19 protein-coding genes are annotated in these 26,707 nt (G+C 40.5%); 3 read left to right on the top strand and 16 right to left on the bottom strand.

Annotated features, from left to right (window positions below):
* Nucleotides 1-257 precede the first annotated feature (257 nt).
* From EXN75_RS14420 to EXN75_RS14410, 3 genes are all read right to left on the bottom strand, one after another.
* Entirely contained in the window at nucleotides 258-1,370 is a 1,113-nt protein-coding gene (locus tag EXN75_RS14420; RefSeq protein ID WP_134844336.1) for a glycosyltransferase family 4 protein, read from the bottom strand.
* A gap of 76 nt (nucleotides 1,371-1,446) precedes the next feature.
* On the bottom strand, nucleotides 1,447-2,427 hold the full coding sequence (locus tag EXN75_RS14415) for a glycosyltransferase (protein WP_134844335.1): 981 nt from the start codon (nucleotides 2,425-2,427) through the stop codon (nucleotides 1,447-1,449).
* The gene (locus EXN75_RS14410) at nucleotides 2,382-3,422 is read right to left on the bottom strand and encodes a glycosyltransferase family 2 protein (protein WP_134844334.1); all 1,041 of its coding nucleotides are present in this window, start codon (nucleotides 3,420-3,422) and stop codon (nucleotides 2,382-2,384) included. Before EXN75_RS14410 ends, EXN75_RS14415 begins: the two co-directional genes overlap by 46 nt.
* A gap of 66 nt (nucleotides 3,423-3,488) precedes the next feature.
* Here EXN75_RS14410 and EXN75_RS14405 point away from each other — a divergent pair, with 66 nt between their 5' ends.
* Nucleotides 3,489-4,415, top strand: a complete 927-nt coding sequence (locus tag EXN75_RS14405; protein WP_134844333.1) for a hypothetical protein — start codon at nucleotides 3,489-3,491, stop codon at nucleotides 4,413-4,415.
* Here the strand turns inward: EXN75_RS14405 and EXN75_RS14400 are convergent.
* From EXN75_RS14400 to leuS, 8 genes are all read right to left on the bottom strand, one after another.
* Nucleotides 4,412-5,635 carry a hypothetical protein gene (locus tag EXN75_RS14400; RefSeq protein WP_134844332.1) on the bottom strand — a complete coding sequence of 408 codons (1,224 nt, stop codon included), beginning with the start codon at nucleotides 5,633-5,635 and terminating at the stop codon, nucleotides 4,412-4,414. The two genes, EXN75_RS14405 and EXN75_RS14400, sit on opposite strands and share 4 nt — an antisense overlap.
* Complete coding sequence (locus EXN75_RS14395) at nucleotides 5,632-7,086, bottom strand: glycosyltransferase family 39 protein (RefSeq protein WP_134844331.1); 1,455 nt, start codon at nucleotides 7,084-7,086, stop codon at nucleotides 5,632-5,634. The genes EXN75_RS14400 and EXN75_RS14395 overlap by 4 nt, the downstream gene beginning before the upstream one ends.
* A complete protein-coding gene (locus EXN75_RS14390) occupies nucleotides 7,079-8,044 on the bottom strand; it encodes an acyltransferase family protein (protein ID WP_134844330.1) in 966 nt (321 codons plus the stop codon). The genes EXN75_RS14395 and EXN75_RS14390 overlap by 8 nt, the downstream gene beginning before the upstream one ends.
* Nucleotides 8,045-8,046: 2 nt before the next feature.
* Nucleotides 8,047-10,077, bottom strand: coding sequence for a type IX secretion system anionic LPS delivery protein PorZ (gene porZ, locus EXN75_RS14385; RefSeq protein WP_134844329.1), 2,031 nt, complete (start codon nucleotides 10,075-10,077; stop codon nucleotides 8,047-8,049).
* Between the two features lie 27 nt (nucleotides 10,078-10,104).
* The gene (locus tag EXN75_RS14380) at nucleotides 10,105-10,989 is read right to left on the bottom strand and encodes a glycosyltransferase family 2 protein (protein WP_118119732.1); all 885 of its coding nucleotides are present in this window, start codon (nucleotides 10,987-10,989) and stop codon (nucleotides 10,105-10,107) included.
* 2 nt (nucleotides 10,990-10,991) lie between these two features.
* Entirely contained in the window at nucleotides 10,992-11,600 is a 609-nt protein-coding gene (locus EXN75_RS14375; RefSeq protein ID WP_134844328.1) for a non-canonical purine NTP diphosphatase, read from the bottom strand.
* 72 nt (nucleotides 11,601-11,672) lie between these two features.
* Nucleotides 11,673-12,626, bottom strand: a complete 954-nt coding sequence (locus EXN75_RS14370; RefSeq protein ID WP_134844327.1) for a YitT family protein — start codon at nucleotides 12,624-12,626, stop codon at nucleotides 11,673-11,675.
* Nucleotides 12,627-12,838: 212 nt separating this feature from the next.
* Nucleotides 12,839-15,697 (bottom strand): leucine--tRNA ligase, encoded by a 2,859-nt coding sequence (gene leuS, locus EXN75_RS14365; RefSeq protein WP_134844326.1) that lies wholly within the window; start codon nucleotides 15,695-15,697, stop codon nucleotides 12,839-12,841.
* Between the two features lie 231 nt (nucleotides 15,698-15,928).
* Here leuS and EXN75_RS14360 point away from each other — a divergent pair, with 231 nt between their 5' ends.
* Nucleotides 15,929-16,132, top strand: a complete 204-nt coding sequence (locus EXN75_RS14360) for a hypothetical protein (RefSeq protein ID WP_134844325.1) — start codon at nucleotides 15,929-15,931, stop codon at nucleotides 16,130-16,132.
* A 180-nt stretch (nucleotides 16,133-16,312) separates the two neighbouring features.
* A complete protein-coding gene (locus EXN75_RS14355; protein WP_134844324.1) occupies nucleotides 16,313-17,605 on the top strand; it encodes an ATP-binding protein in 1,293 nt (430 codons plus the stop codon).
* Between the two features lie 186 nt (nucleotides 17,606-17,791).
* Here the strand turns inward: EXN75_RS14355 and EXN75_RS14350 are convergent, their stop codons facing one another.
* The 5 genes from EXN75_RS14350 to EXN75_RS14330 all read right to left on the bottom strand — a co-directional run bounded on the left by EXN75_RS14350 (nucleotide 17,792) and on the right by EXN75_RS14330 (nucleotide 26,580).
* Nucleotides 17,792-18,760, bottom strand: a complete 969-nt coding sequence (locus EXN75_RS14350) for an aldo/keto reductase (protein WP_134844323.1) — start codon at nucleotides 18,758-18,760, stop codon at nucleotides 17,792-17,794.
* 90 nt (nucleotides 18,761-18,850) lie between these two features.
* Nucleotides 18,851-20,125 carry an anaerobic sulfatase-maturation protein gene (locus EXN75_RS14345; protein WP_134844338.1) on the bottom strand — a complete coding sequence of 425 codons (1,275 nt, stop codon included), beginning with the start codon at nucleotides 20,123-20,125 and terminating at the stop codon, nucleotides 18,851-18,853.
* Nucleotides 20,126-20,179: 54 nt separating this feature from the next.
* Nucleotides 20,180-21,709: an arylsulfatase gene (locus EXN75_RS14340; protein WP_134844337.1), complete on the bottom strand. Its 1,530-nt coding sequence runs from the start codon at nucleotides 21,707-21,709 to the stop codon at nucleotides 20,180-20,182.
* A 229-nt stretch (nucleotides 21,710-21,938) separates the two neighbouring features.
* Nucleotides 21,939-23,768 carry a RagB/SusD family nutrient uptake outer membrane protein gene (locus EXN75_RS14335; protein ID WP_134844322.1) on the bottom strand — a complete coding sequence of 610 codons (1,830 nt, stop codon included), beginning with the start codon at nucleotides 23,766-23,768 and terminating at the stop codon, nucleotides 21,939-21,941.
* Between the two features lie 28 nt (nucleotides 23,769-23,796).
* Entirely contained in the window at nucleotides 23,797-26,580 is a 2,784-nt protein-coding gene (locus EXN75_RS14330; protein ID WP_246031423.1) for a SusC/RagA family TonB-linked outer membrane protein, read from the bottom strand.
* Nucleotides 26,581-26,707: the final 127 nt, after the last annotated feature.

Here is a 26,707-nt window from a genome sequence, read left to right as displayed (position 1 = left end):
TTATTGTGTCTATAAAATTAGGAACGAAAAATAAGGAGTGTCTACTATTTCAGTTTTATGAAATTGATAGTGTCTACCTTTTTAGTTTATAAAGTAAAAAAGTGTCTACAGAAATCAGGAAAAGTCAACCTTCAAGCGGTCCCTTGGGGACCACGTGATGGGGAACCGGTGAACATGAGACGAGCAACCGTTGCTCACGAGGTGGGCAACAAGTGCCCAAACTAAGGACTATAATTTGGGCAATATTCTTATGTCAATTAGTTCGCCAGGTTTGACTTTTCCTGATAGAAATCCTCGTATCTTTTAGCAACCTTGATATAGTCGTGATGCTTGCTGATGTATTCAATACTTTGCCGCTTGAGCAAAGGAATGAGTTCAGGATGCAATACAAGATGTTCCAGTGCTTGATATACGCTTTCGTAGTTGGGAAGCACATTGATAATAGGACGTAAATGTTCCTCGTGTATAATCTCGTAATTTTCTGGCTCACCACCACCGATGCAGATAATCCCCCTTGCCATGGCTTCCAGCGGATTCATACTTGGAGTATAACTGTAGAGCTGGTCGAGGATAGCATCGCTGCCATTCATCATTTCTACATATTCAGCAAATGGTACACCTTCCGCCACACGAAGTTCTACCTGATCGGGATATTTCTGAGCAATGGCCTGTGCAGCCTTGAGCATGATGTCTGTGCCTTTATATTCGCTTCTGTTTTTGCTGATACCGATGAATAGTTTTATCTTTTTATGGCTGTCATCAGAAATGTTGGAATATTGTGGATAAGTATGGATAGGAAAGGGGATAAATGTAGTTTTCTGTGGAAAACTTGGTTGATAACATGCCCAGTATTCATAGAGTCCAGTTACGATTCCATCACAATCTTCCGCTATCATCTTGTTGAGGCGTTCTTTTTCCGTTCCAAGCCAGTCTTTTCTTTCTTTCAGCGCATCAGCATTGGTCCGTAATTCATCACCGATATTGAAGTCGCTGTATCTCAGAGGTTTATCTTTACAACATACATTTACCCAATAATAATCCATGCCAAATCCACCCAGTATTATCTTTTTATTATGTCGGCGTAAATAGCGGTAGATAGGGAAGATGCGCTCTGCTTTTAATTCTAAAAACATTGGATTGATGAGTTGCACAATGTCATATCCACGTAGTTTATGCACATTTGTTAATAACTTGGCCAAATAAAGCATTCCGCCAAGCTTTCCCGGCTTTCTTACCAGGTTGATATCCCGTGGATAATTTTTCCAAAAGTCACCGTTGGACAAAACGGTGACCTGATGCCCCAACTTGCGAAGTCCTTCGGCAAGCGTGGCATGAACATTGCTATATTCGCCTAAAAGTAGAATTTTCATTTTTTCGATCAACTATCAGTTTTGTCTAAAATATTAAAAAAATGGGCACTTTTATTATGATAAGTAGAAAACTTGTTTATTTCTTAATGAAAAGCAAAAGGCCGATTCTTCCCACATAGGTACTGATAGCTTTTCTGAACATCGTATATTTCTTGGTATAATCCTTGTCAGGAAGCGGATATAGTCCATGTGATCTCAGCTGCTTGATACATTTATTCAAACTGATCAGAGAATGGTTCAGACGGATATTGTTATACAGATAGTCCATTGTGAGTTGGGCGATACGGCGGTTTAGGGCCTGGCGCTCAGCTACAGGTATCTTGTCCAACAGTTGCTGAAGATGTAAAAGGACTTCCATGCTATTGTCCATACGCAGCTGAATTTTCTCCTTATGATATTGATGGCTTACCGAATTTTTGTTGTCTCTATAGAAATAAGCCTCAGTATTGATCTTGAAAATCCTTTCTGCACGCAAGAAGAGTTGAGGAGTAAATTCCTCATCTTCTCCATAAACGATTCCTGGAGTAAACTGCAGGCTTCCAACGATACTGTGGCGGAAAATATACGACCAAGCAGCACCATGGAGGTTGTTATTGTTAAGAAAATCTGTACCAGTAACAGGTGTCGGCAATTCGTATGAAGGCTCTATATTCTTATTATTTTTGCAGTAATTGAATGTGACGATATCTGGTTGATGGTATCTCACGATATCCAGACAGTGTTCATAAGCTGCTTTTAGGATATAATCATCACCATCAATAAACTGGATATATTTTCCAGTAGCGATTTTCATACCATAGTTGCGTGCTACGCTTACGCCCTGGTTAGGTTGGCGCAGGTAGATGATATTTGGCAGATATTCCGCCAAATCATTCAAAGGACAGATATCGCTACCATCGTCAATGAGAATAATTTCTCTCTCTTTAGGATTCAGGGAGAGTTGTAGAATGTTGTCGAGACATTCCTTGATATATTCGATAGGCAAATTGTAAGTAGTAACGATGAAACTTACTATCGGTGCCTGTAAATTCTGTGTATAATTCTGTTGAGTCTGCATAAGTTATGATAACCTAATAAGTTTAATAATCTGAGTTTTAAATCTTTGATTTTCACCACTTTACCAAGTTTTTCAACATAGTGGATAACTGGTGGATTATCTTCATATTTGCCTGATAACTCGTAGATATATAAGAGCATATTCAGTATTTGAACCATAAACTCTTGTATGGGATATTGGTATTTGATAATTAGATCTTTGTTGTCTGCTATTTTTTCAAATACATATAACAAAGTTCTATTATGTCCTTCGTATAAACACTGGAAATCGTAGCTTTTTGCTTTAGCTGTAATGCTGTTACTGTTCCAATAATATAAGTATTGTCCTTTATCGGTAATCCGAATAACAGGTTTTACGTATTCATTGTTATGGAAGGGAACTATTCCTATTAGCTTTGGTATAGTTAGAACATCCTCAAAAGTTTTTCCTTGGGGAAATAAAACTTTTTCAAATAAATTACGTTTAAATACTTTGTTGCAAGCGTAGGTGTGCAAATATGTACGTTCTGCAAGCCAATAATCAATAGGATTTTGATATACTTTAGGTGCGAACGTAAGCAGATGCTCCTTATGTTTGTTTCCAACCCTTTCCAATATAGGATATTCGAGAATATCTACCTGTGGATAAGCTGTCAATTCATCCATGATATGTTGAAGCGTGTTGGGAGCAATGGCATCATCACTATCAATAAAGGTGATATATTCACCCTTTGCTTGTCTTATTCCAAAATTTCGAGCATCACTCAAACCACCATTTTTCTTATGAAAAACTTGTATTTTTTCATCTTTCTGTGTATATTCATCACAAAGTTTGGGGCAGTCATCAGGAGATTCATCATCTACGAGAATAATCTCATAGTCGGTGAATGATTGCAGTAAAACACTCTGTAAACATCTGTCCAGAGTATCTTGGGTTTTATAAACAGGTATGATGATACTCAACTTCATAGATGCAAAAATACAAATAATAATTGATATATAGATATTTTTTTTCAATTTTGTTTAAGTAAAAAAATAAAAAGAGTTATCTTTGCAGTCTAATAACTTTTTAAGCAAGATAGAATGGAAATCAATAGTAATCAAACGGTCATCTCAGGAAAGTGGCTTGATGGAATATCATACGAAATAGCATTTTGGAATAATGTATATAGATGGTCTCATACATTTCGAGGAATGATGGGATGGGCTAACTATGGTTCAAAGATAGAATTAGAAGGTTTTGATGCGAATGATTTTCTCTTGAATTTTGAGCAACCTAAAGTGTATGATGTGGGGTGCGGAATGAGTTATGCTATTGGCGATAAAATAGAGAAAAATGGTCAACTTATTCCATTAGACATACATTATGTTGATCCTCTTGCTTTTCATTTCAATCATATATTAAAGAAAAGTAAAAGACAATTACCGCAGATAGAGTTTGGTATGTCTGAATATCTTTCTGCGTTTATTCAGAATCATGATGCTTCATTGATTACCATACAGAATGCGCTGGATCATTCGTCAGCTCCTGTCAAGGGTATCATAGAGTCTTTGATTTCTTTGCGTGAGGGCGGTATTCTTTATCTGAATCATCATCCAAATGAAGCCGAGATGGAGAAATATAAAGGATTCCATCAATATAATGTGGATGAAAGAAATGGAAAACTCTATATTTGGAATAAAGCTCATCATGTCAATGTGACTGAGTTGTTGGATGGATTTGCCTCAGTAGAGACGAAAAGGATGGATAATGGACATATTATTGCCATTATCAGAAAAAAAAACTGGCAAAATGAACTTCCTGTTCAATTACAAACTTATGTAGATGACAAGAAAGATAAAGGAGAACTTTGTCAAGTTCTCCTGCAGTTCCAATATAATAATACTTCCTTGCTTAAGAGTATAAGAAATAGTATCAGTTTTAGAATATTTGATATGATTCAGTTTTTTGCCCAAATGCTTCCTTGGAGTTTAAAAATGAAAGTAAAACACTTGATTAAACAAGCTTAGAGAAAATGATGGTAGATAATTCGTAGGATAGTTCCGATTTGTCCGGATTTTACTGACTCTATAAATCCCATACCTGTGCATTGGGATAATCCGACGAACATCATGATAAATAGTATCTTTCCTTTGGTGGGTTTGATATATTTATCGCAAGTGCTTAGTATCTTATTGCTTATATAATAGGCTTTTGTAGGGAATATTGATTGAAGTTCTTCTTCTTTGAGAGTAAAGAAAATGATATAAGAACTGATGGCTGCATAGGTAAATGTGCGTGCATAATCAATGGAAAGTACTGTAAACATGGGTGTCAGACAGATCATACTAAATGCTAAAAGAAGCAATAGGTACGGGCGTTGATGTCTAACTTTTGTATCTTGACTATATATGGCTGTAGCATTGACATAAAAGTAAATCATACAACTGATTACAATCATGTTGACTAAAAAAGAAGGTGTAGAGGAAGCTCCATTTAGAAAGTTGATATGTAAATGGAAAAGCATGACATCTGTACTTTTATCCAACAGAAAGCTCATAACGCCGGGTTCTTCTAAGAAGCCTTTAGTTGACATGCATATAGCATCATAGACATGTTGTCCTCCAGAATAGAGACATGTCATAAAAAATGTAATGTATGATGGAATCCAAGAACTGATGGATCTTGACCAGTTTTTGGATTTTAAGTGAGTGAGTAATACTGCAAAAGGTATTCCGAAGAAAATAAATGGTTCATAACATAGGATGGTCAAGGCAAAAAGAATATTACCAATGATAAGCCATTTCCATAGCTTAATTTTCTTCCAAAGAAACATTACTGCCAAAAAAATGACTATGATGATGAAGTCTCTTCTGTAATACTCAAAACCATTTGCGCCAAATCCACCTAATAGAAATGTGATAGAGAGAAGTCCTATATTATATTGTCTCTTATAGAATTGGTACAACATATATATGGTGATAACTCCATAAGATATAAATGATAAACTGATGGCTATTGTATATGGATCTATGTTTTGATGATAGCAGTATAGTAAAAAATCACCAAGTAGTCCTCGTCGTACAAAACCTCCTTGATAATTGATAAACAAATCTGCAAAGCAAGAACTATGTAAATATTCCTTATTGAATAAGGAGATACCTATATTTATGGCTAAAAACATGGCATAAATAGTACACCATGTTTTTAGAATTTTATTGCTATTCAAAAGTTTGTTTAGATTACTCATTTTAATCTGAATAATGTAAGTTTATTTTTTTTGTCTTTTTTAGAAATAGAATATCTGTCAAGTAGAATGTCTTTGATATGGCTGTGCTCATAATCATAAGCGATAATCCATTTGACATCCCCTTTAGCATAACAATCTCTTACTTTGGAACGTAAGGACATTCCGTTATCTATAGCCCAATCTTGGCATATCCAATATGGATAATAAGGGCGGATATTTTGGGTGGCAAATACATAAGGCAATCCATTATAGATAATAAAGGAATCTTCTTTAGGAATGTTATTTATCATGTCTATTTGATATTGTGCATCTTTTCTCATTTCTCTGGCAATAGATTCGTAGTACATAGTTGTTCGTATATAATTACTTGTTCCTATGAGGATAACTATACTTATCATGTATATACCGGCAAGGTACAGTTTCTTTTTGTCTGTTTTATATAGTGTGGATAACTCAATGAAAGCTACAAACAGAATAGGTAAAAATGAAATAGTATAATTCGCATTTGCATAGCTCTTGATAATCCAACCTATAGTACAGATTGCTATAAATCCCCAAATATAAGCTGTTTTTTTTCTTGTATTACAGATGATAGCTATAATGGCTGATAATAAAACTGATAGAATGGATATATTGTAGAAGATAAAATATATGAGAGGGAAATGTGTTTCTGTTATTGCAAATGGTTGAGAGTGCATAGCATACTCTATATTATACAGAAATGTGGCATACCACATGTCTGATAATGCGTTATGTATGTTGAAGTAAATAATAAAAGGAAGTGCAAAAGTACAACATCCTGCAATAAAGGCTATGCTATTTTTTATTAAGTTATTCCATTTTTTATGATAAACTAATATGCTAACTATAGCAAGAATACTTGCGCAAATGGCTACGGCATTTGTTAGGCGAGAAAGTAGGCATGATGCAAAGAATAAACCATAAATAAAAGTGTACTTCCATGGATGCTCTATTATACCGTCTTGATATTTTCTGTTCCAGTTATAAACCAGAAATATGGAAATAACGGAAAGTAATAGATTACTATCTCCTACCTGGTCTCCACCACTATTGATGATTATATGGCTTGCGATGAAAAACAAGGTATATATAAATGATGTTTTTTTAGAACAATATTTGCTTAATAAAAAGTAGCTGCACCATGAAACTAATGTGAAATTGATAGATTCCAAAAGAACTACTCCGATATCACTCTTAGTTATAAGGTAGCCTAACATATTGAAGAAAAAAATAAAAGGTCCTTTACTGTCCCATGCTGTTACATATGGGAGTTTTCCTTCTGCCCAATTTCTGCCAATTACATAAAATATATCTTGGTCGTAAGCAAATACCCGATAATTTGTATGTGCATAAAATGAACAAGCAAATATCACTATAAATGATATAATTGCCAATAAAGCCCATGGACTTAATTTTATAATTTTATTCATATTTTCCAGTAATTGATGGTATATATTTATAAATGAAATAAGTGATAAGAGTAGTTATTATACAAACACAAGAAAAAGCCAGCAAGATATAGAGATAATTCCCGCCATAGTTTAATCCTATGTAATGTAAGAGTTTACTGGTTATTAATGGTATTCCTCCACAAAGGAAATAATATAGAATGGAATGCCTTCCTATCCAACTGAGCCACTTGATGGGCGGTAAAGTTTGGAATAATTGTATAGCCATTAGACTAAAGATCATGCTATCAATGAGAAAGATAGGATAATTAGTGATATGAATATGCCATATCAACATATCCATTTGGATGTGGTATTCATATATTTTTATACCTATTAATAATAGGAATAATAATAATGTATATGGCATCTTGTTGATGGTATTAAAAATGGATTCATATTGATGGTAAAGATATCCTATATAAAGGAAGAGTAATGCTTGTAGAGCATTGTCTAATTGCCAAAAATAAGTTTGATTTTTAGAGGATAAGTAAATTGATAGGCCGAAACCGAGGACTCCCATTATTGCTAATGGCATATTTTTTCCCTTGCTTATCCATATTCCTATTAAAAATATCAATTCTGCTATGATCAAAGCCGCAATAAACCATGAGGCTTGCCCCATCAGTATGTTTTTTCCCATTTCTATAAAATCAATTCCTTTACTATGGATGATATTCTTTGGAATATACATAGCTGTGGTAAAGACGATGTATGGAATGAAAAGAGTTCTAAAGATGGAATGCAATTTATGCTTTATATTGAAAGTTGCCTTATACATGAGATATCCAGACAAAATGAAAAATACAATGAGTACGTTGGCTACATATAGATTGTAGTCAATGACGTTTTCTCCTGTATAGTATATTTCTGTATGATCCAGTAAAATAGCGAGCATACAGAATCCTCTTAAATTGTCTATCCAAATCTTTCTCTTCATTATTATCTAATGATTGCTATTTTGCAAACCGTACCTTTGCTTCCATCGCTCGTTGCCGTTTCTAACATATAGATGCCACTTGCTACCATCTTGCCCTTCAGGTCTCTTCCATCCCATTGGTAGATTCCACCATTGCTTGTGCCTTTATTGACAAGTACTCCATTAGATGTGACGATTTTAATGTCTGCTTTATTCGTCAATCCTATTATGGTTATGAGTCCAGTATAATCAGGTTTAACAGGATTAGGATATGCCCAAACATTATCTTTGTTCATCTCTTCATTGATGGAATTGACATCGCTTTGATAGGAACACAGACCAAGGTTTGTACCAAAATATACTTCTCCACTTTCCGTATTAATGGCTATGGATTCGATGTCGTCTGATAATAAGGGGCTATTGGAACGAGTGAAATGCTGTAACTGTTGTATGTTGTCATCACTGATAAGATATACACCATTACCGCTTGTTCCAAACCATTTTCTATTGGCTTTGTCGATTGCTATGCATGTAATATCCACCCCACTTAATAAGTAGTCTGCATAGTTGGTTCCATCGTTACGAGGTACTTTTACCTGTGTAAAAACAGGTGAATCTTTCGTAATCTGTGAAGCTTCAAGCATTAAAGGACCTGCTGAAGTACCAACCCAAATATTGTTTTTATTATCTTCTGCAATAGCTCTTACGTAACCAACAGCTATTTCTGTTCCATCTTGATTCGTGAATTTTTTGTAACATATTGCAGCATCTGTAGATGGTTGATAACAATATAGATATGGGAAATCCCAATGATTGTTTCCAAACCAAAGAAGACGACGGCTGTCTTCTATGATATTGTTTACATTTTCAAGAGACTTATTCTCAGAATACATAAATTCAGATTTATGATGAGATACCCATTCTTTGTCTTTTGTATAGGCAAATAACGAAGTAGAGGGACTAATACTGTTAAATCCCCAAAGATTACCTTCCTTGTCATATTTCAAGGCGTTTACTATTACATAATTCTTATATTGGGTAGGATCTTTCACTGTGCTTGCTGCTTGCAATATATTGTTAGTATTATCTATGGTATAGTTGTTTACAAACTTACCATCTTGGAATTCATAAATACCAGTTCTTCCACTTACGAATACATGGTTTGGATCTAATGGGTCGATGTCTAAATTATCTGTATCTATATATCTATAACCAGTTTTTGTACTTAAATTATCTTCGAAGATTTGCCAGGTATCATTTTTTAATACCTGTGCGCATCCTGGTCTTGAAAATTCCATATAAGAGAAACCACCTCCGCATGTATATAATTGATTATTAGTAAAGCGCATGCAGCCAAAGTAATTATACTTTGGTCCTCCAGGATTCAACGTGCTAACTAACTGTTTCAGTTCGCTCTTATCTTCTTCAACCTTTGCGCTGTAACCTCCTTCCTTATTCCACTTATTTTTATCCAATAAGTTATCTGAAAGTAAAGCCGTGTATTTACCATTAGTTTGGCTATAAGCATAAATCTTATTGCCATTAATTTCGCACCAGTCAACTTTAAATCCAAGATTGTAAGTATCACTAATTTCTGCTTTGCTAACATTAAGTTTTACTATGCCAAATCCAGTACTAAGGTATGCATAGTTGCCGTATGTATAAATGTTATTGACCGTCTTGTCTTCGGATATGAAAGTATTGTAATATTCAGAGAGATTAGTAACCTCATAATTATTGATGTTCATGAGGTCAATATTTCCATTAGAATAAATAATAACAAGACGCTTGGTACTCTTATTGTAAGCGATATGAGAAATATTACAATCGCTGAGATAATCTACCTTGCTGAATGTCTGGATACTTTGGTCATTCTTGTTATAGATATAGAGACCATTGGAAGCTTGTACAAACACAAGGTTTCCAGCTTGTTCTATTTCCTGCACATCATGATATGCCATATAGGCTTTCCAGTCTCCAATGGCTGCCTGCGAATGGAATACTACTACCTGAACTATCAGGAATAGGATGATTGTCAATATCTTTTTGCTCATATTTAAATATCGCTATGTTTATATATTTTAATATAGATGTATATAATATAATAGTTTATATATATTAAACCAAAAAATGCTGGGTTTATTGCCTGTAAGCTTAGCTTTTATTGGTAGGCTGAGCAGCGGATATAGTTTTTGGCAGATTGAATAAAGGTGCAGTTTTTTTATTTTTCTTGCATAATCAAGTATTTTGGAGTAACCTTTCAGTTCGTTTCTGAACTGAAAGAGTGTTCGGCAAGCTTCTTCTGTCTTGTTGATAAACTGATAGTTAGTTTCATATTCGTCCAGCAATATAGGATTGTCTATGTGGCTGATATGATAACCTTTTGAAGAGAGACTTTTGCCTAACAAGACATCCTCATATCCGTAATACTTGAAATTTTCATCAAAAGGGCATTCTTGAATGACGGTCTTGGATATGAGAAAGTTGGTAGTACGGAATTCCTTATCTCTATTCTTTATTCTATGGAGATAATCATGGTCTTTTTCACATGCCTTTTCATATTGGTATCTCAGATTGTTGACCAAAGTTTGTGGATTTCCTCCAATCTTCAATCCTCCAACAATTATCTTTCCTTCGGCTAAAGAGTATTTTTTAACGAAATCTGTATTGTCAATATGTAAATCGCTATCAATAAACAGTAACCATTCATATTTGGCTTCTTTTGCTAAAAAATTACGGATAGCTGATCTGCCTACGTTTTTCTCTCTTTCGATATAGCGACAGTTCTCTATCTCATTGATTTTGCGATTGGCTGTTATGGTAGATAAATCTGTACTTCCATCATCTGCTACCAGTATCTCGTACTCGAAGTCTGACAATAACGCAGCTTGAGCCTGCAAGGTTTTTACAAGCTCAAAGCATACATTATTATATGTAGGGATTAATATCGAAAGCGAGTTGATCATTTCTATTTTTTCAGATACTCTGCCAATTTTGCCACGGCCCTTGCTCTATGGCTGATACCATTCTTGATTTCTTCGCCCAGTTCTGCAAAACTCTTGTCGTAGCCTTCTGGCACGAAGATAGGGTCGTAACCGAAACCTTCTGTGCCATGCTTCTCGGTGGCGATTCGACCATTTACAATACCCTCAAACTGGTGTACTTTCTTGATGCTGGTGCAACCACAAGGACATACATCTTGTTTCTCAATATAACAGATAACCGTGCGGAAACGGGCCTGACGATTCTCCTTGCCAGCCAGTTCTCTCAACAACTTGGCCATATTTGCCTCGCTGTCGTGATCTGTACCTTCTGCATATCTGGCACTATGAACACCAGGGGCACCATCAAGAGCTTCTACTTCCAAGCCGGTATCATCGGCAAAACAGCTGATATGATAGTGGTCGTAGATATATTGTGCCTTTTGTAAAGCATTCTCTTCCAATGTGTTACCAGTTTCAGGAATATCTACATCGCATTCTATTTCCTTCAAGGATACTACCTCATAGTCGCTGCCTAAAATATCACGGATTTCTTGGAGTTTATGCTGATTATTTGTTGCAAATACTATCTTCATAATTTTTATTTTCTCAAATGGATATTAATAACTTGATACCAAATCTATATTGAAGACTCTACATTCAAGCAGTTATTTCAACTGCTTGATGTCTTTATCTTTGATTTTCACTTTCATTTCATCGAATCCCTCGCCATATACACCGATGACGGCACTCTGACTGACAAAGGCATTCGGGTCGATGATTTTCACGATACGGAAGATGGTGACGCTCTCGTTCTTTTTAGCCAAGATACAGAGCACTTTCATCTCATCACCCGTGTACCAGCCGTGACCATCAAGAATGGTTACGCCATGATCCATCTGCATACCGATGGCATTGGCTATCTCCTGATATTTCTTGCTGAATATCATGAATTGTACACTCTCTCGCTTGGCATTCATCACATAGTCGAGCACCAGGTTCTCTATTACCATCGTACAGAGACCGAATACTACCTTTCTTACTGCATCAATCGTAGTGAAATCTGGTTTGGCATTGAAGACGAAGAAAGAACTGCCCACGATGAGAAGATCCACAAAGATGAGCACTCGTCCCAGCGAGATGTTGTGATATTTGTTGACGATGGCAGCGATGATGTCCGTTCCACCCGTACTACCATTATGCAGGAAGACGACGGCGAGTGATAATCCTGTAAACAGACAGCCGATGACGAGTGACATGAAATCCTGTCCCTCTCCCAGCACCTGTACCATCTTTCCATTTTCACCAATCATCCAGTCTTGCGCCAAAGCTAAGAATACGGATAGCATGATGATGGCATAGATCGTTTTCACCATGAATTTGAATCCTAATATTTTCAGAGCTGCAAGCAGCAAGGCGGCATTGATGAGAAAATACGACAAATAGATAGGTATCCCCGTGCCATAGTAGATGACAGCAGCAATACCCGTTACGCCACCTGTTACTATCTGGTATGGAAGCAAGAATATCGTCCATCCAAAGGTGTAAATCAAGAGGCCTAAAGTAATGTAGAAGTAGTCTTTGACCTCATTCTTTATTGTTTGACTGATTGCTATTTGCATATTATTCTAACTTTTTAATATTATATTTCCTGCATAAAAATGCATAAAACGGAGAAGATGAAAAAATAACGTGAGGTTTTAGGAAAAACTTAGGGAGTCTTTCTTTATTTCCTCACGTCATTCTTTAAAACATATCGGGAGATTTTCTGGTGATTCTTCCCGATGTGTTTTATTATTTCTATAGAGGAATTTATCAATCCCTATCTATATTATTATTTTTTCAATACGACGTTGACAATCTTCTTCGGTACGATGATCACCTTCAGTACGTTGAATCCTTCCAAGTACTTCTGGCTCTTCTCGTCTGCCAATACCTGTTTCTGGATTTCCTCGTTAGGAGTATCCACAGGGAAAGTCATCTGGAAACGAGCTTTACCATTGAAGGAAATGGTGAGCTGCATGTCGTTCTCCTTCAGATACTGCTCATCATACTTTGGCCATGCTGCATCGCAAACGCTGCCCTGCTCGCCAAGTGCTGCCCACAACTCTTCTGCGATGTGTGGAGCGAATGGAGCGATGAGGATGACGAGATCTGTCAGGAGTTCCTTGTTGCGGCACTTCTGCTGACCGAGTTCGTTCACGGCAATCATGAAGGCTGAGATAGAAGTATTGTAAGAGAACTTCTCGATATCCTCGCTTACCTTCTTGATGAGCTTGTGAACGCTCTTCAGGCTCTCTGGCTTAGCTGCCTCGTCGCATGGCAGGAAGTTGTCAGTACGGTTCTCGTAGAACAGACCCCAGAACTTCTTCAGGAAGCGGTGGCAACCGTCGATACCGTTGGTATCCCAAGGCTTGCTTGCCTCTACAGGACCTAAGAACATTTCGTAGAGACGCAGGGTATCAGCACCATACTTCTCGACAATCATATCTGGATTTACCACGTTGAACATACTCTTAGACATCTTCTCAATAGCCCATCCACAGATGTACTTGCCATCCTCCAGGATGAATTCTGCGTTCTGATACTCAGGGCGCCAAGCCTTGAATGCTTCGATATCCAATACATCGTTGCTTACGATGTTTACATCTACGTGGATAGGAGTTACGTCGTAATCCTTCTTCAGGTTCAAGCTTACGAATACAGGAGCCTTATCGTGGTCATCGCTGTTGATGCGATAAACGAAGTTAGAGCGACCCTGAATCATACCCTGGTTCACCAACTTCTGGAATGGCTCTTCCTTGCAGCTTACGCCGAGGTCGAAGAGGAACTTGTTCCAGAAACGAGAGTAAATCAAGTGACCGGTAGCATGCTCGCAACCACCTACGTAGAGATCTACGTTCTGCCAGTACTCATCAGCCTCCTTGCTTACGAGTGCCTCGTCGTTGTGAGGATCCATATAGCGGAGATAGTAAGCAGAAGAACCTGCGAAACCTGGCATGGTGTTGAGCTCCAGTGGGAATACAGTCTTGTTATCTACGAGGCTCTTGTCAACCACCTCTTTCTTCTCTGTATCCCAAGCCCACTTCTTAGCGCGACCCAATGGTGGCTCACCCGTCTCTGTTGGCTTATAGGTCTCAATCTCAGGCAATTCGAGAGGCAGGCACTCCTCTGGAACCATCTGTGGCATTCCGTCCTTGTAATATACAGGGAATGGCTCACCCCAGTAGCGCTGACGAGAGAAGATAGCGTCACGGAGACGATAGTTTACCTTTACTCGGCCGATGCCCTTCTCGGTAACAAACTTCTTGGTAGCTGCGATAGCCTCCTTCACGGTGAGTCCGTTCAGAGAGAAGCCATCCATGCTGCTCTTGCCTGCTACAGGTGAGTTGGTTACGATACCTTCCTTGGCATCGAAGCTCTCCTCTGAAACATCAGCACCCTCGATAAGAGGAATGATAGGCAGGTTGAAGTGCTTGGCAAAGGCGTAGTCACGACTATCGTGAGCAGGTACAGCCATGATGGCACCTGTACCATATCCAGCCAATACATATTCTGAAATCCATACTGGAATTGCCTCGCCGGTGAATGGGTTGATGGCATAACTTCCTGAGAATACACCTGTTACGCTGTGGTTAGCCATACGGTCAAGTTCGGTGCGCTTCTTCACGTAGTCCAGATATTTCTCCACCTCTTCCTTCTGCTCGGCAGTAGTTACCTGCTGGACATACTCGCTCTCTGGAGCCAGCACCATGAAGGTTACACCAAACATGGTATCGGCACGGGTAGTGAAGATGGTGAACTTCACGTCGCTGTCCTTTACAGAGAATACTACCTCTGTACCCTCAGAACGGCCAATCCAGTTCTTCTGGGTTTCCTTGATACTGTCGCTCCACTGGATGGTCTCCAAACCGTCGAGCAGACGCTGAGAGTAAGCAGATGTTCTCAAGCACCACTGCTGCATCTTCTTCTGGATGACAGGATAACCGCCACGCTCACTTACGCCGTTTACCACCTCGTCGTTGGCAAGCACAGTACCCAAGCCTGGGCACCAGTTCACCATAGTTTCGCCGAGGTAAGCAATGCGGTAGTTCATCAGGATCTGCTGCTTCTTCACGTCGTCGTAGCTGTTCCATTCCTCGGCAGTGAAGTCAATCTGCTCGTTCTGAGCCACGTTCAAGCCCTCTGAACCTTTTTCCTCGAAACGCTTGATGAGCTTCTCGATAGGCTGAGCTTTCTGACAGCCGTTGCAGAAGAAAGAGTTGAACATCTTCTGGAAGGCCCACTGAGTCCAATGGTAATACTTAGGATCGCAGGTGCGAACCTCGCGGTCCCAGTCGAAAGAGAAGCCAATCTTGTCGAGCTGCTCGCGGTAGCGGTTGATGTTGGCTACGGTAGTTACCTCTGGGTGTTGACCTGTCTGGATAGCATACTGCTCAGCAGGCAAACCATAAGCATCGTAACCCATAGGGTTCAACACGTTATAGCCATTGAGACGCTTGTAGCGAGCATAGATGTCGCTGGCGATATAGCCAAGTGGGTGACCTACGTGCAAACCAGCTCCTGATGGATAAGGGAACATGTTGAGCACATAGAATTTCTTCTTGTTTTCATCCTCTGTCACCTTATAGGTCTTGTTCTCGACCCATTTCTGGTGCCATTTCTTCTCGATTTCTCTGAAGTTGTATTCCATTGTTGTTATCTTATTTATTTTGTTTCTTATTCTTAAATATAATAAGGTATAACCCCATTCAAGGTGCAAAAGTACATTTATTTTAGCATATTACAAAATAAATCGTCATTTATTTTTAGAAAAGGAATGCGAGTAGAGTTTTTTTTATATCTTTTGCTCAAGAAAAAATCAATAGGGATGTTGCCCTCGATGACGTGGTGGTGACAGGCACTAAGGTGAAGTTGGCTTATCGTGGCGACACGCTTGTCTCTGGGCATTTCACTCTCTACCGACCTGAAGGAATATTGCAGGCGCGGTTACAGCGAGAAGTCGTTTAACACCAGCGATCTGATATGGAATGCCTCGCTAACCCGTTCTTTCTGCAAAGGCAAGCTGATGCAGAAGGCCGAGAAATGGAATACAATACGTTGCCAAGCTATGCAATGTTGCATTTGATGTATAAATTCAGCAAGGCGACGAAGGGTAAAATACACTTTTAAGGACGACTTTTTGTGATTTCTCACACTTTTAAGGACGACTTTTTGTAGTTTTATACATTTTTAAGGACGACTTTTTATATTCTTTGAAATAAAAAATGTACTTTTGTATTCAAAAGTATCAAATAATCAGATAGTTATGAAGAGAAATGCCATCAAATACCTATATCAATGGAAAGCAAGCAACGACCGAAAGCCGTTGATCATGCTTGGAGCCCGCCAAGTTGGCAAAACCTGGCTGATGCAGGAATTTGCCAAAGAGGCCTATACACGTAGTGCGTATGTAAACTTCGAAGACAATGAAATGCTCCGGGAAGTTTTTGCTCATGACTTTGATATCCCCCGCATTATTAATAGCATACAATGGAGTACAGGAGTTTCTATAGACGAAGATACGTTTATTATCCTTGATGAGATACAAGAAGCGCCCAGGGGTATTACCGCATTAAAGTATTTTGCAGAAAAAGCACCTCAATATCATGTTGTAGCTGCAGGTTCATTGCTCGGAATAGCAATGCATCAGAATGACTCTTTTCCTGTAGGTAAAGTTGATTTCATGCATTTATATCCCCTTACCTTCTTTGAGTTCCTGGATGCAATCGGTGAAAGCCGTATGGTGGAACTGCTCATGTTAAAGGATTGGAATATGATAACCATGTTCCGGAATAAATTCGAGGAATGCCTGCGACAGTATTATCTGGTAGGGGGAATGCCGGCTGTAGTCCAGGCTTTTGCCAGCGAGAGGAATCTGTCTAAAGTCAGAAGCATTCAAAAAGGAATCCTTGAAGCGTATGAGCGTGATTTTTCCAAACATGCCCCAGCTATTGAAGTTCCACGTATCCGAATGGTATGGAAATCCATTCCATCCCAACTCGCTAAGGAAAACAAGAAATTCATCTATGGTGCCGTGAAGGAAGGAGCCAGAGCAAAGGATTTTGAACTCGCCATCGAATGGCTGAAAGATGCAGGGTTGATCTATAAGGTAAACCGCTGTAAGAAAGCCCTGTTGCCTTTGGCTGCATACGAGGATTTTTCTGCTTTCAAGTTATTCCTGTCTGATGTGGGACTAATGGGGGCCATGAGCAATATTCCTGTCCAAAGCTTGCTGGAAGGAAATGTGTTGTTTTCTGATTTTAAGGGGGCGCTGACAGAACAGTATGTCCTGCAGCAGCTTAAGGAGAAATCTTCCCTGTCTATCTATTATTGGTCGGCTGAAAATTCACGTGGTGAAATAGATTTCCTGGTGCAGGATGAGGAAAAAATCATTCCGATAGAAGTAAAGGCTGAGGAGAATTTGCAGGCTAAGAGTCTGAGGGTGTTTGTGGAGCGCAATCAGGGATTGAAAGGTATGCGCCTATCCATGTCACCTTACAGGGAGCAGGATTGGCTTGTCAATTATCCATTATATTCCGTATCTGCAATACTCGGATAATTATATAGGTATAGTATGCAGATAATCTGCGCTAACGTGCTTTTTCCTACCATTAGCGCAGATTATCCACGAATAATTTGCGTTAATGGTAGGAAAATAAGTTTTATAGGAGCCAGGAAGAACATATGCATCAGATACATGCTGAACGAGAGTCGGGAAATGCCTGTGAACCATCGGGGTGCTGGATTAAAAAGCCTTGGCATGAACACACTTCATGTTCTTTTCCAGCTGGGCTGTTGAGCTGGCACCTACCAATACGCTGGTAACGCCTTTTTGCTGGAGAATCCAGGCGAGAGCCATTTCTGCGAGTGTTTCTCCACGTTCGCCTGCTTCGGCATTCCATTGCTTCAACTGCTCCATCAACTCCGGTGTCAAGGCACTGTGCTTGAGGAAATGTTCCTTTGCCATGCGGCTATCCGATGGGATTCCGTTGAGATAGCGGTCGGTGAGGAGACCTTGCGCTAAAGGTGAGAAGGAGATGAAACCGATGCCATTCTCGTGGCAATAGTCGAGGGTTCCATTCTCCTGTGGTGCACGGTCGAGCATGTTGAGTCTGTCCTGGAAGATGAGCAGTGGACAGTCGCGCTCCTTGAGATATTTGTCAGCGAACTTCAGGGCTTCCAGTGGCCATCGGCTGATGCCGAGATAGAGCGCCTTGCCTTGCTTCACGATATCTACCATCGCCTGAAGTGTTTCTTCGAGCGGTGTGTTAGGGTCGTAGCGATGACTGTAGAAAAGATCTACATAGTCGAGGTTCATGCGCTTGAGACTCTGGTCGAGACTTGCCATCAGATACTTACGAGAACCCCAGTTGCCATAAGGACCTTCCCACATATCATATCCTGCCTTGGTGGCAATGAAAAGTTCATCACGATATGGACGGAAATCATCTTGCATGAGTCTGCCCATCGTTTCTTCGGCACTACCATAAGGAGGACCATAGTTGTTGGCCAGGTCGAAGTGGGTAATGCCATGATCGAAAGCATAATGAGTAATGGCCCTGCTGCGTTCGTAAGGATCTACTCCTCCGAAGTTATGCCAGAAACCAAGACTTATTTTTGGTAAGAGAACTCCGCTCTTGCCACATCTTTTATAGAGTGCCTCCGAGTCTGTGTATCGGTTGGCATCTGCAGTATAGATTCCTTTTAAGTCCATATTCTTCTTTTTTAAAATATCTTTTGCAAAAGTACGAATTATCTTTTGATAAACAAATGTTTCTGGCTATTTTTCTTCCTTATATTAAGTTTATTTCAAAACATTCATGATGTTGGCTGGAGGACGCTGTGCCTGCAATTCCCGCTTCATAAAGTCCATATAAGGAGCCACATGGGTATAGTATTCGTAATATCCCTTGCAGAGATAATTCAAGCCAGGCTCTCCATATTTATCATTTTCAAATCGGTTTTTAGGGCATTCGCCATGACAGGCAAATTCCATATCGCACTCCTTGCATTGGCGGGGAAGAGAGGTGTGTTTCAAGCGACTGAATGCCTGTTGCTTTTCTCCATAAAGCATGTCTATCAGGGATTTATCCTGGATATTTCCCAGTTTATATTCCGGGAATACGAAGTGATCGCAGGAGAAAACATCGCCATTATGTTCCATCACTCCGGCATGACCGCACTCCTTGGAATAGGCGCAGATGCCTGGTTGTACACCTACCCAGTTGGCCAGTGTGCAGTCGAAGATTTCCACAAAGATTTTACCTACATCATGGCGAACCCAATCATCGAAGATGGTACAGAGGAATTTGCCCCATTGTTCAGAAGTTACTGAGAAATCGGCAATTGTGATTTCCTGATTTTCTTTCTGTTTTTTCGCATTCCCTACATCCTCATAATTATCTTCATAACTTACATCGGCTAAACTTGCTAAAGTGCGTCCATCTTCATGCTCTGTCAGTCGTTCCACGATAGGGGTGAATTGCAGGTACTGGCAACCATTGTCTCTGAAGAAATGATAAAACTCCAAAGGATGTTCTGCGTTGTATGCATTTACCACTGCCATCGCATTCCATTCCACTCTATGTTTTTTCAAGAGGCTGATGCCATGCATCACTTTTTCCCAAGATGGTTTTCCGGCAGATGTCTGTCGGTAATGATCATGATATTCCTGTGGACCATCGATGGAGATACCTACCAGAAAATGGTTTTGAGCGAAAAACTCACACCATTCGTCGGTAAGGAGTGTACCATTGGTCTGGATGACGTTATCGATTTGCTTGCCGTGGGCGTACTTCTTCTGCAGTTCCAGCGCCTTCTTGTAGAAGTCGATGGAGCGCATCAGCGGTTCTCCTCCATGCCAGGTGAAGAGTACCTGATTCATGGTTTGTGCTTCGATGTATTCCTGGGTAAATTGCTCCAGCATCTCGTCGGTCATGAGATGCCGCTGAGATGTGTTGTAGAGGTTGTTTTTCTCCAGATAATAACAGTATTTGCAATTTAAGTTGCAATGAGCACCAGCCGGTTTCAGCATCACGTACAGGGGCTTGGCAAATGGGGTTGCTATATTATCGTTCATCATATTCATTCTTTTCTAAATGAGGGAAATGTAATCTGCATCAAGACTGTGTGCCTAAAATTTTGGTAAAGTGATTTGGAAATCAGGACTATCTCTATGTTCCTTCTTGATGGCAGCTAAAAGTTCGGCTAATATTTCCGGATGCTCAGCTGATACATCATGATCTTCATGAATGTCAGTCGCTAAGTTATAGAGATGTGGTTCTCCCTTTTCTACTACCAGTTTCCAGTCTCCTTTCCTTACACCTATCTGGTCTGTCTCATGAAATTCCCAATAGAGGTAATCGTGATGTTTCTGCTGTGCATCTTTTCCCAAGAGGGTAGGAGCAATAGAAATGCCATCAAATCCGTCACCTGCCAATTTCTTGTTGGTATAGCGTTTGGCAAAATTCTTGATTCCGGCTAAATCACAGAAGGTAGGCATCAGGTCATAGAAGGCAAACTGGGTATCGTTGACTGTTCCTGCCTTGATATGTTCTGGCCACCAGGCAATGAATGGAATACGGATACCTCCCTCGTAGCATTGCCGTTTCAATCCTTTCAACTTTCCGTCGCGTCCGAAGAATTCAGGATCGGCTCCTCCTTCTTCGTGAGGTCCATTATCGGATGTAAAGATGACGATGGTGTTCTTGTCAAGTCCTTTCTCTTTGAGTTTTGTGAAAATTTCGCCCACATACTGATCCAATCGGGTAATCATTCCTGCAAACTGGGCATGGGTATGTACCACGGAGTTGTATCTCGAATCTTCCCATCCTCCCCAGGTTTTGTCGTTAAAGAATTTCTTCTGGTAATTCTCTACAATAGAATCTTCTGGTTGTGCCAACTCGGCATGTGGAAGGGTATAGGTGAGGAAACCTGCAAAGGGATGCTGGGTATCCTGCTTGTCGATCCATTCCAGTGCCTTGTCGTGAATGATGCGGGCAGAATACTGATTACGCTTGAAGTAGTCTTTGCCAAACATCGGATATTGGATATTCTGTTCCATCACTTCTCTCACTACAGCCGTATCTCCCAAAGTCTTGCTATATCTGTTCAGGAAATTAGGGTAGTAGAGATGTGCCTGAAATTGGCAGATGTATCCATAGAATTCATCCACTCCCCGTTTGTCGGGAGTAGAGGCAGAACCTTCATATCCGCCTGCCCACTTGCCGAAAACGCCCGTTCTGTAACCTTTGTCCTTGAGCATCTCTGGTAAAATTTTGTGCTGTGGGTCGTAAGGTTCTTGTCCTACGACAGAATACTCTTCGTTTTCTCCGTATTTTATCATAGGAACACCTCTCCAGTATTCCTTGTTGCCTCTTACATGGGTATGCCCGGTATGCTGACCGGTCATGATTGTGGCTCTGGATGGTGCTGATACGGGTGAACCTGCGTATGCCTGGGTAAAACGCATACCCTCTTTAGCCATCTGATCGATGTGGGGTGTGTGGATGAACGGCTGACCGTAACATGCCAGATCACCATATCCCATATCATCGCAGAGGATAAAGAGAATATTAGGCTGTTGAGCGTTTTGCTTAGCCCACAGGAGGGTAGGCAGGCATGCCAAACCTACCCCTGTGAACCATATCGTTTTGTTGTTCATCATGATTTGTTTATAGGATTGTTAATAATGAATGATACAAAGGTAATAAAAAAATAATATCAAATGAATAGTTGATGATTTATTTTTCCATATTGAAATGAATTCAGATAATATGTGAAAAAGAGGGTATGCCGCAAATCGGCACGCCCTCTTTAAGTTTGTACTAAACATCATCTTAAACTTATATTGCAAGTTTCAATGATATGATATAATGAATAACCTATGAAGTCTAATGTTTCAAGTTAGGATTCTTCTCACCGTCGGTTGTTGGGTATGGGCAGTAGATTCTATCCTCTGACCAAGGACCAGTAACTGTAACGCTTTCCTGAGCGGTATATTCCTTGTCACCCTCCTTAGCGATAACTACAGGAGCATTGGTAACGCGATACTCGAAGTTCTTCTTGAGTTCGTTCATACGGAGTTCATCTGCACGACGTGTAACCATTGATACCCAGTTACCTGCAACCTCCCATCCGTGCTCGATGTAGCAAGCTTCAGCAAGCTGAGCAGCGTTCATGTTGTCGATATTCACGATAGAACCATCGCTAAGAGTAACTTTATCTACATCAGCAGAATTTACGGCGCGCTGGCGAACCAGTTTCAGGTAATATTTAGCTTCTCTCAGGTCGAGACCTGCACGGGCAGCACTCTCAGCATACCAGAGGAGCACCTCAGAATAACGGATGAGGTTATGACGGCGGTCATTAACCATACCACTATAGTTAGGTTTCATACAATCGTATGGTTGTCTGAGCATTCCACCCTTCTCATCACAGTTTACAGTGAAGATAGTGAACATAGGGTGATATTCTTTGACACACTTCTTACCCTTTTCGAACAAGAGTTTTTCGTATTTTCCGTTAACTTTTCTGACGGTCTTCTTTTCACTATCCTTCTCTTTTTCGATTTTTTCATCCAGACCCTTAATCTGCTTCTCGAGTTCTTTAGCATCAGTCTTCATTGTAATAGGAACCCAAAGGTCTGCAGTAGGGATATCCCACCAATTACAATCTGCAGTGATTACAGTACCATCCTGGAATGTAATTCTTTTTGCGTAGATGGCATTCTTACGAGGTCCTTCTGGATATCTCTTCCAGAAAGCAATCTCACCCCAGGCGTCACCCCAACCACCATCACCGAGGCTTTCGAAACGGCAGCAGGAAGAAAGTTGTGAGTCATGATCCCACCAGCCCTTGGCGTCGTTGTTGATACCGAGTATGGTCTCCTTGTTGTAGTTGTTACCCATAGAGTAAACGTCCTTCCAGTCAGGGTTCAAGATGAAACCATATGTAAGTTTGTTGTCAATGACATCTTTTGCCTGCTCTGCAGCGAGCTTGTAGTATTCTGTGCCCTTATTGAGAGGGTAGCCTGCCATAGACATATAAACTGCAGCCAATGTTGACTGTGCAGCCTGTTTGGTAACCCAAACATCTACATCAAACAAGCGAGCTGGCTCATAATCGTACTTGGTAGGAAGTTCGTTGATGGCATCCTTCAAGTCCTTAACGATCATTTCGTAAACTTCTGCAATTTCTGCAGGCTGAGCATCCAACTGGTTAATGTCTGTATTTGTGATGATAGGTATTTTACCGAATACACGTACCAGATAGAAGTAAGAATATGCACGCCAATAGTGGGCATTACCAAAGGCTACGTTCTTCTTTTCCTGTGAGCCATTCACATTTCCTGCTCCATTTACAATCAGGTTAGCAGCCTTGATCACAGAATAATGCAGATTCCATGCATCTGTTACACCCTTGTTGGCACCCTCAGATGCAAAAGCATCAAGAGCCGCACAAGCCTGCTTGTTTGAACCAGGGTTGGCTGTGATATCATCACCCTGCCACTGTGGGTACATAGGGTTGGTCCAGCTCTGTGTCTGGTTGATTCTTTCGTACAAAGCGTTAACACTCGCAGTAAGGTCAGCTTCTGTAAGGAAGAACTTCTCTGGGGTTAACTGTCCCTTAGGATCCTCATCCAAGAAATCGCCACAAGACGAGAAAGTAACCAAGGATGCTGCCATGAGACAACCAATATATAATAATTTCTTAGTTTTCATAATTATTACAGTTTTTAGATTGTTGAAATTAGAAGGTTACACGAACACCCATTGTGATGGTACGAGGATTAGGATAAGCACCCATATCCAAACCATTATCACGGTCTATATTCTTTTCGCCGAATGAAGCACCTGCTGGGTCAATACCCTTATAGCCTGTGATGGTGAAGAGGTTCTGAGCTGAGAGTGAGAGACGAATGTCTGCCAACTTGGTTACGCTACGTGGGAATGTGTAAGCAACACTGATATTCTCGCAGCGGAAGTAGTCTGCATTCTCGAGCCACTTGTCTGAGTTACCATAGGTCTTGTTCTCTGCACCTGGAGTTGGCATGGTGATACCAATATTGCCGAAGTAATCCTTATCAGTTACGAACATAGATGCACCAACCATTGAGTTCATTGCGAAACGTACCATGTTCAATCGCTTAGCACCGAAGGCTGCATTGCAGAATACGTTGAAGTCCCAGTTCTTATAGGTTATGGTGTTGTTCCAGCCTAATGTAACGTCTGGATTTGAATGACCTAATATGAAGCGGTCCTTAGAAGCGTCTGGATCTGCTGTCTTGTTGCCGTCTGCAGTGTAATACATATCAACATACTCTCCCTTGTCATTCTTTTCTACACCTGCCCACTTGAAGCCGTAGAATGTACCGATAGCTTCACCTTCCTTGATGATAGTACATGGATCAACTGTACCAGGAGAAGGAGTCTGACCATAAATAATAGGATCTGAAGCTGTCATCTTGGTTACCTTGTTCTTCAGGTAGCTGACATTCAGAGTTGTTGACCATGTCCAATCCTTAGTCTGAATAATCTGACCATTGATGGTTGCCTCAATACCCTTGTTGTTTACTTCACCTGCGTTTACCCAATATGTGGTACCGCCTATGTAACCTGGAGATGATGTCTCTAAGAGAGCATCCTTGGTTGTCTTGTTGAAGTAGTCGAAGCTAACGTTCAGACGGTTGCCGAAGAAACCGAAGTCAACACCGAGGTCGAACTGGTGTACCTTCTCCCATGTCAAGTCTGGTGTAGCAAGACCATTTGCCCAGTAACCTGTGTAAGATTGGTTTGTACCGTATGAGAAATCTGTAGTTTTCAACAATCCAAGGGTAGAATAAGGATTGATGTCCTGATTACCGATGACACCATAGCTGGCGCGGATCTTCATGTATTCTACAGCATTCTTGATAGGCTCCCAGAATTTTTCATTAGAAACAGTCCAAGCACCTGCAATTGATGGGAAGTAACCCCACTTCTTGTTAGTGAAACGGCTGGAACCATCGGCACGGAGAGTACCTGTCAACATGTAGCGCTCGGCATAGTTGTACATTACGCGAGCTACACCAGAGAGCATGGTCCACTTGCTATAGCCGTTGGTAGGAGTCTTAGATGTAGCATCTGCTACGTTCCAGTAGCCCACCTGTTCGTGGATAATACCTGTACCAGTCATACCCATACGGCGAACCTCATTAGAGGTAACTTCCCATACACCTGTTGCGGTCAAAGAGTGCTCACCCCACTTGTTGTTATAGGTCAAGTTGTTAGTTGACTGCAAAGCGGTAACTGTTGCATCGTTGTTGCCCATTGAGTTACCAGAGGTATTCACCTTGCTTGATGTGAAATTGTACCACTTATAATCATTATAGTCGATACCATTGGTTGTGGTGAATGTCAAGCCCTTGAGAAGGTTGAACTTCAAGTCAACGTGACCAGTTACCATCGTGCGCTTACGGTCGTATTCACCACCATGGAGAATACCATAAGGGTTGTTTTGGATATTGTTGTTGGTATCTTTAATATAATTGCCATTTGCATCCATCATCTCCATGGTAGGAGAGTAGTTCAAACCTACCCAAATAGGGTTAGATTGGTTCTGAAGAAAATCAGCACCTGAGTTGTCGGTCTGAGCCAGATTGATATCGGTGGTCATTTCCAACCAGTCGAATATCTTGTTGTGCATGTTAGCCTTGATAGCGTATCGCTTAGAGCTGGTATCTGTGATAACACCCTTCTGGTCCATATAGTTGGCAGAGAAGTAAGTCTGAGTTTTATCATTACCCTGAGAAACTGCTACCTTATAGTTCTGAGTGATACCTGTACGGAGCAGTTCGTCCATCCAGTCGATACCTGGCTTAGTGCCATCAAGATAATCCTGCATAGCACCCTGAGATACACCCTTGTAATCAATCAAAGCCTGTGCATACTCCTTGGTTCCCATGACCTCAGGAATGTGATAAGCGCTTGAGAAACCTACGGAAGCATCGAATGTTACCTGTGTAGCACCAGCCTTACCGCTCTTTGTCTGTACCATCACAACACCATTGGCACCACGGGCACCATAGATAGCGGTAGAAGAAGCATCCTTCAATACCTGAATGCTCTGGATATCTTCAGGGCTGATACCCTCAAGACCAGTTTCGCGAACGATACCATCTACTACGTAGAGAGGGTCGTTGCTCTTGTTTACTGAGCTGGTACCACGAACACGAATCTTCATGGCTCCACCAGGAATACCACTTGACATTACCTGCACACCAGACATACGTCCGTTGAGTGCATCCTCAACACGTGCAACAGGCTGGTCCTTGAAACTCTTGCCGTCTAATACTGCAACAGAACCTGCTAAGTCAGCCTTCTTTACTGTACCATAACCGATGACTACAGTCTCTTCGAGCATGTTGGCATCGTCTTGCATGGTGATTTTCAATGGAGCACCATTCCATGTTACAGTCTGCGCCTTGTAGCCAATAGATGTAATGGTCAGTTTGGCACCTTTCTTTAAGTTAGAGAGCGTAAAGTTACCATCGATTATTGAGGATGTTACAACTCACCTGATGAAACATTTGTCTCTTCATCCAACTCTTCGCACTTGCAGCGCAGACACCATATTGCGTGCTATCGAAGAACTGACTTGTAAGAACATCACCTATAAATCT

It is taken from the genome of Segatella hominis, assembly GCF_004535825.1.
Lineage (GTDB): Bacteria > Bacteroidota > Bacteroidia > Bacteroidales > Bacteroidaceae > Prevotella > Prevotella hominis.
Note: the sequence above shows the minus strand (reverse complement) of the source record. Positions and strands in the feature narration are given on the sequence as shown.

What these genes read in the sequence shown, in the direction of transcription:
- EXN75_RS14420 (WP_134844336.1), bottom strand. Translation starts at nt 1,370, where the DNA reads ATGAAAATTCTACTTTTAGGCGAATATAGCAATGTTCATGCCACGCTT.
- EXN75_RS14335 (WP_134844322.1), bottom strand. Translation starts at nt 23,768, where the DNA reads ATGAAAACTAAGAAATTATTATATATTGGTTGTCTCATGGCAGCATCC.
- EXN75_RS14400 (WP_134844332.1), bottom strand. Translation starts at nt 5,635, where the DNA reads ATGAGTAATCTAAACAAACTTTTGAATAGCAATAAAATTCTAAAAACA.
- porZ (WP_134844329.1), bottom strand. Translation starts at nt 10,077, where the DNA reads ATGAGCAAAAAGATATTGACAATCATCCTATTCCTGATAGTTCAGGTA.
- EXN75_RS14355 (WP_134844324.1), top strand. Translation starts at nt 16,313, where the DNA reads ATGAAGAGAAATGCCATCAAATACCTATATCAATGGAAAGCAAGCAAC.
- EXN75_RS14340 (WP_134844337.1), bottom strand. Translation starts at nt 21,709, where the DNA reads ATGAACAACAAAACGATATGGTTCACAGGGGTAGGTTTGGCATGCCTG.
- leuS (WP_134844326.1), bottom strand. Translation starts at nt 15,697, where the DNA reads ATGGAATACAACTTCAGAGAAATCGAGAAGAAATGGCACCAGAAATGG.
- EXN75_RS14375 (WP_134844328.1), bottom strand. Translation starts at nt 11,600, where the DNA reads ATGAAGATAGTATTTGCAACAAATAATCAGCATAAACTCCAAGAAATC.
- EXN75_RS14350 (WP_134844323.1), bottom strand. Translation starts at nt 18,760, where the DNA reads ATGGACTTAAAAGGAATCTATACTGCAGATGCCAACCGATACACAGAC.
- EXN75_RS14345 (WP_134844338.1), bottom strand. Translation starts at nt 20,125, where the DNA reads ATGAACGATAATATAGCAACCCCATTTGCCAAGCCCCTGTACGTGATG.
- EXN75_RS14390 (WP_134844330.1), bottom strand. Translation starts at nt 8,044, where the DNA reads ATGAAGAGAAAGATTTGGATAGACAATTTAAGAGGATTCTGTATGCTC.
- EXN75_RS14380 (WP_118119732.1), bottom strand. Translation starts at nt 10,989, where the DNA reads ATGATCAACTCGCTTTCGATATTAATCCCTACATATAATAATGTATGC.
- EXN75_RS14395 (WP_134844331.1), bottom strand. Translation starts at nt 7,086, where the DNA reads ATGAATAAAATTATAAAATTAAGTCCATGGGCTTTATTGGCAATTATA.
- EXN75_RS14370 (WP_134844327.1), bottom strand. Translation starts at nt 12,626, where the DNA reads ATGCAAATAGCAATCAGTCAAACAATAAAGAATGAGGTCAAAGACTAC.
- EXN75_RS14405 (WP_134844333.1), top strand. Translation starts at nt 3,489, where the DNA reads ATGGAAATCAATAGTAATCAAACGGTCATCTCAGGAAAGTGGCTTGAT.
- EXN75_RS14415 (WP_134844335.1), bottom strand. Translation starts at nt 2,427, where the DNA reads ATGCAGACTCAACAGAATTATACACAGAATTTACAGGCACCGATAGTA.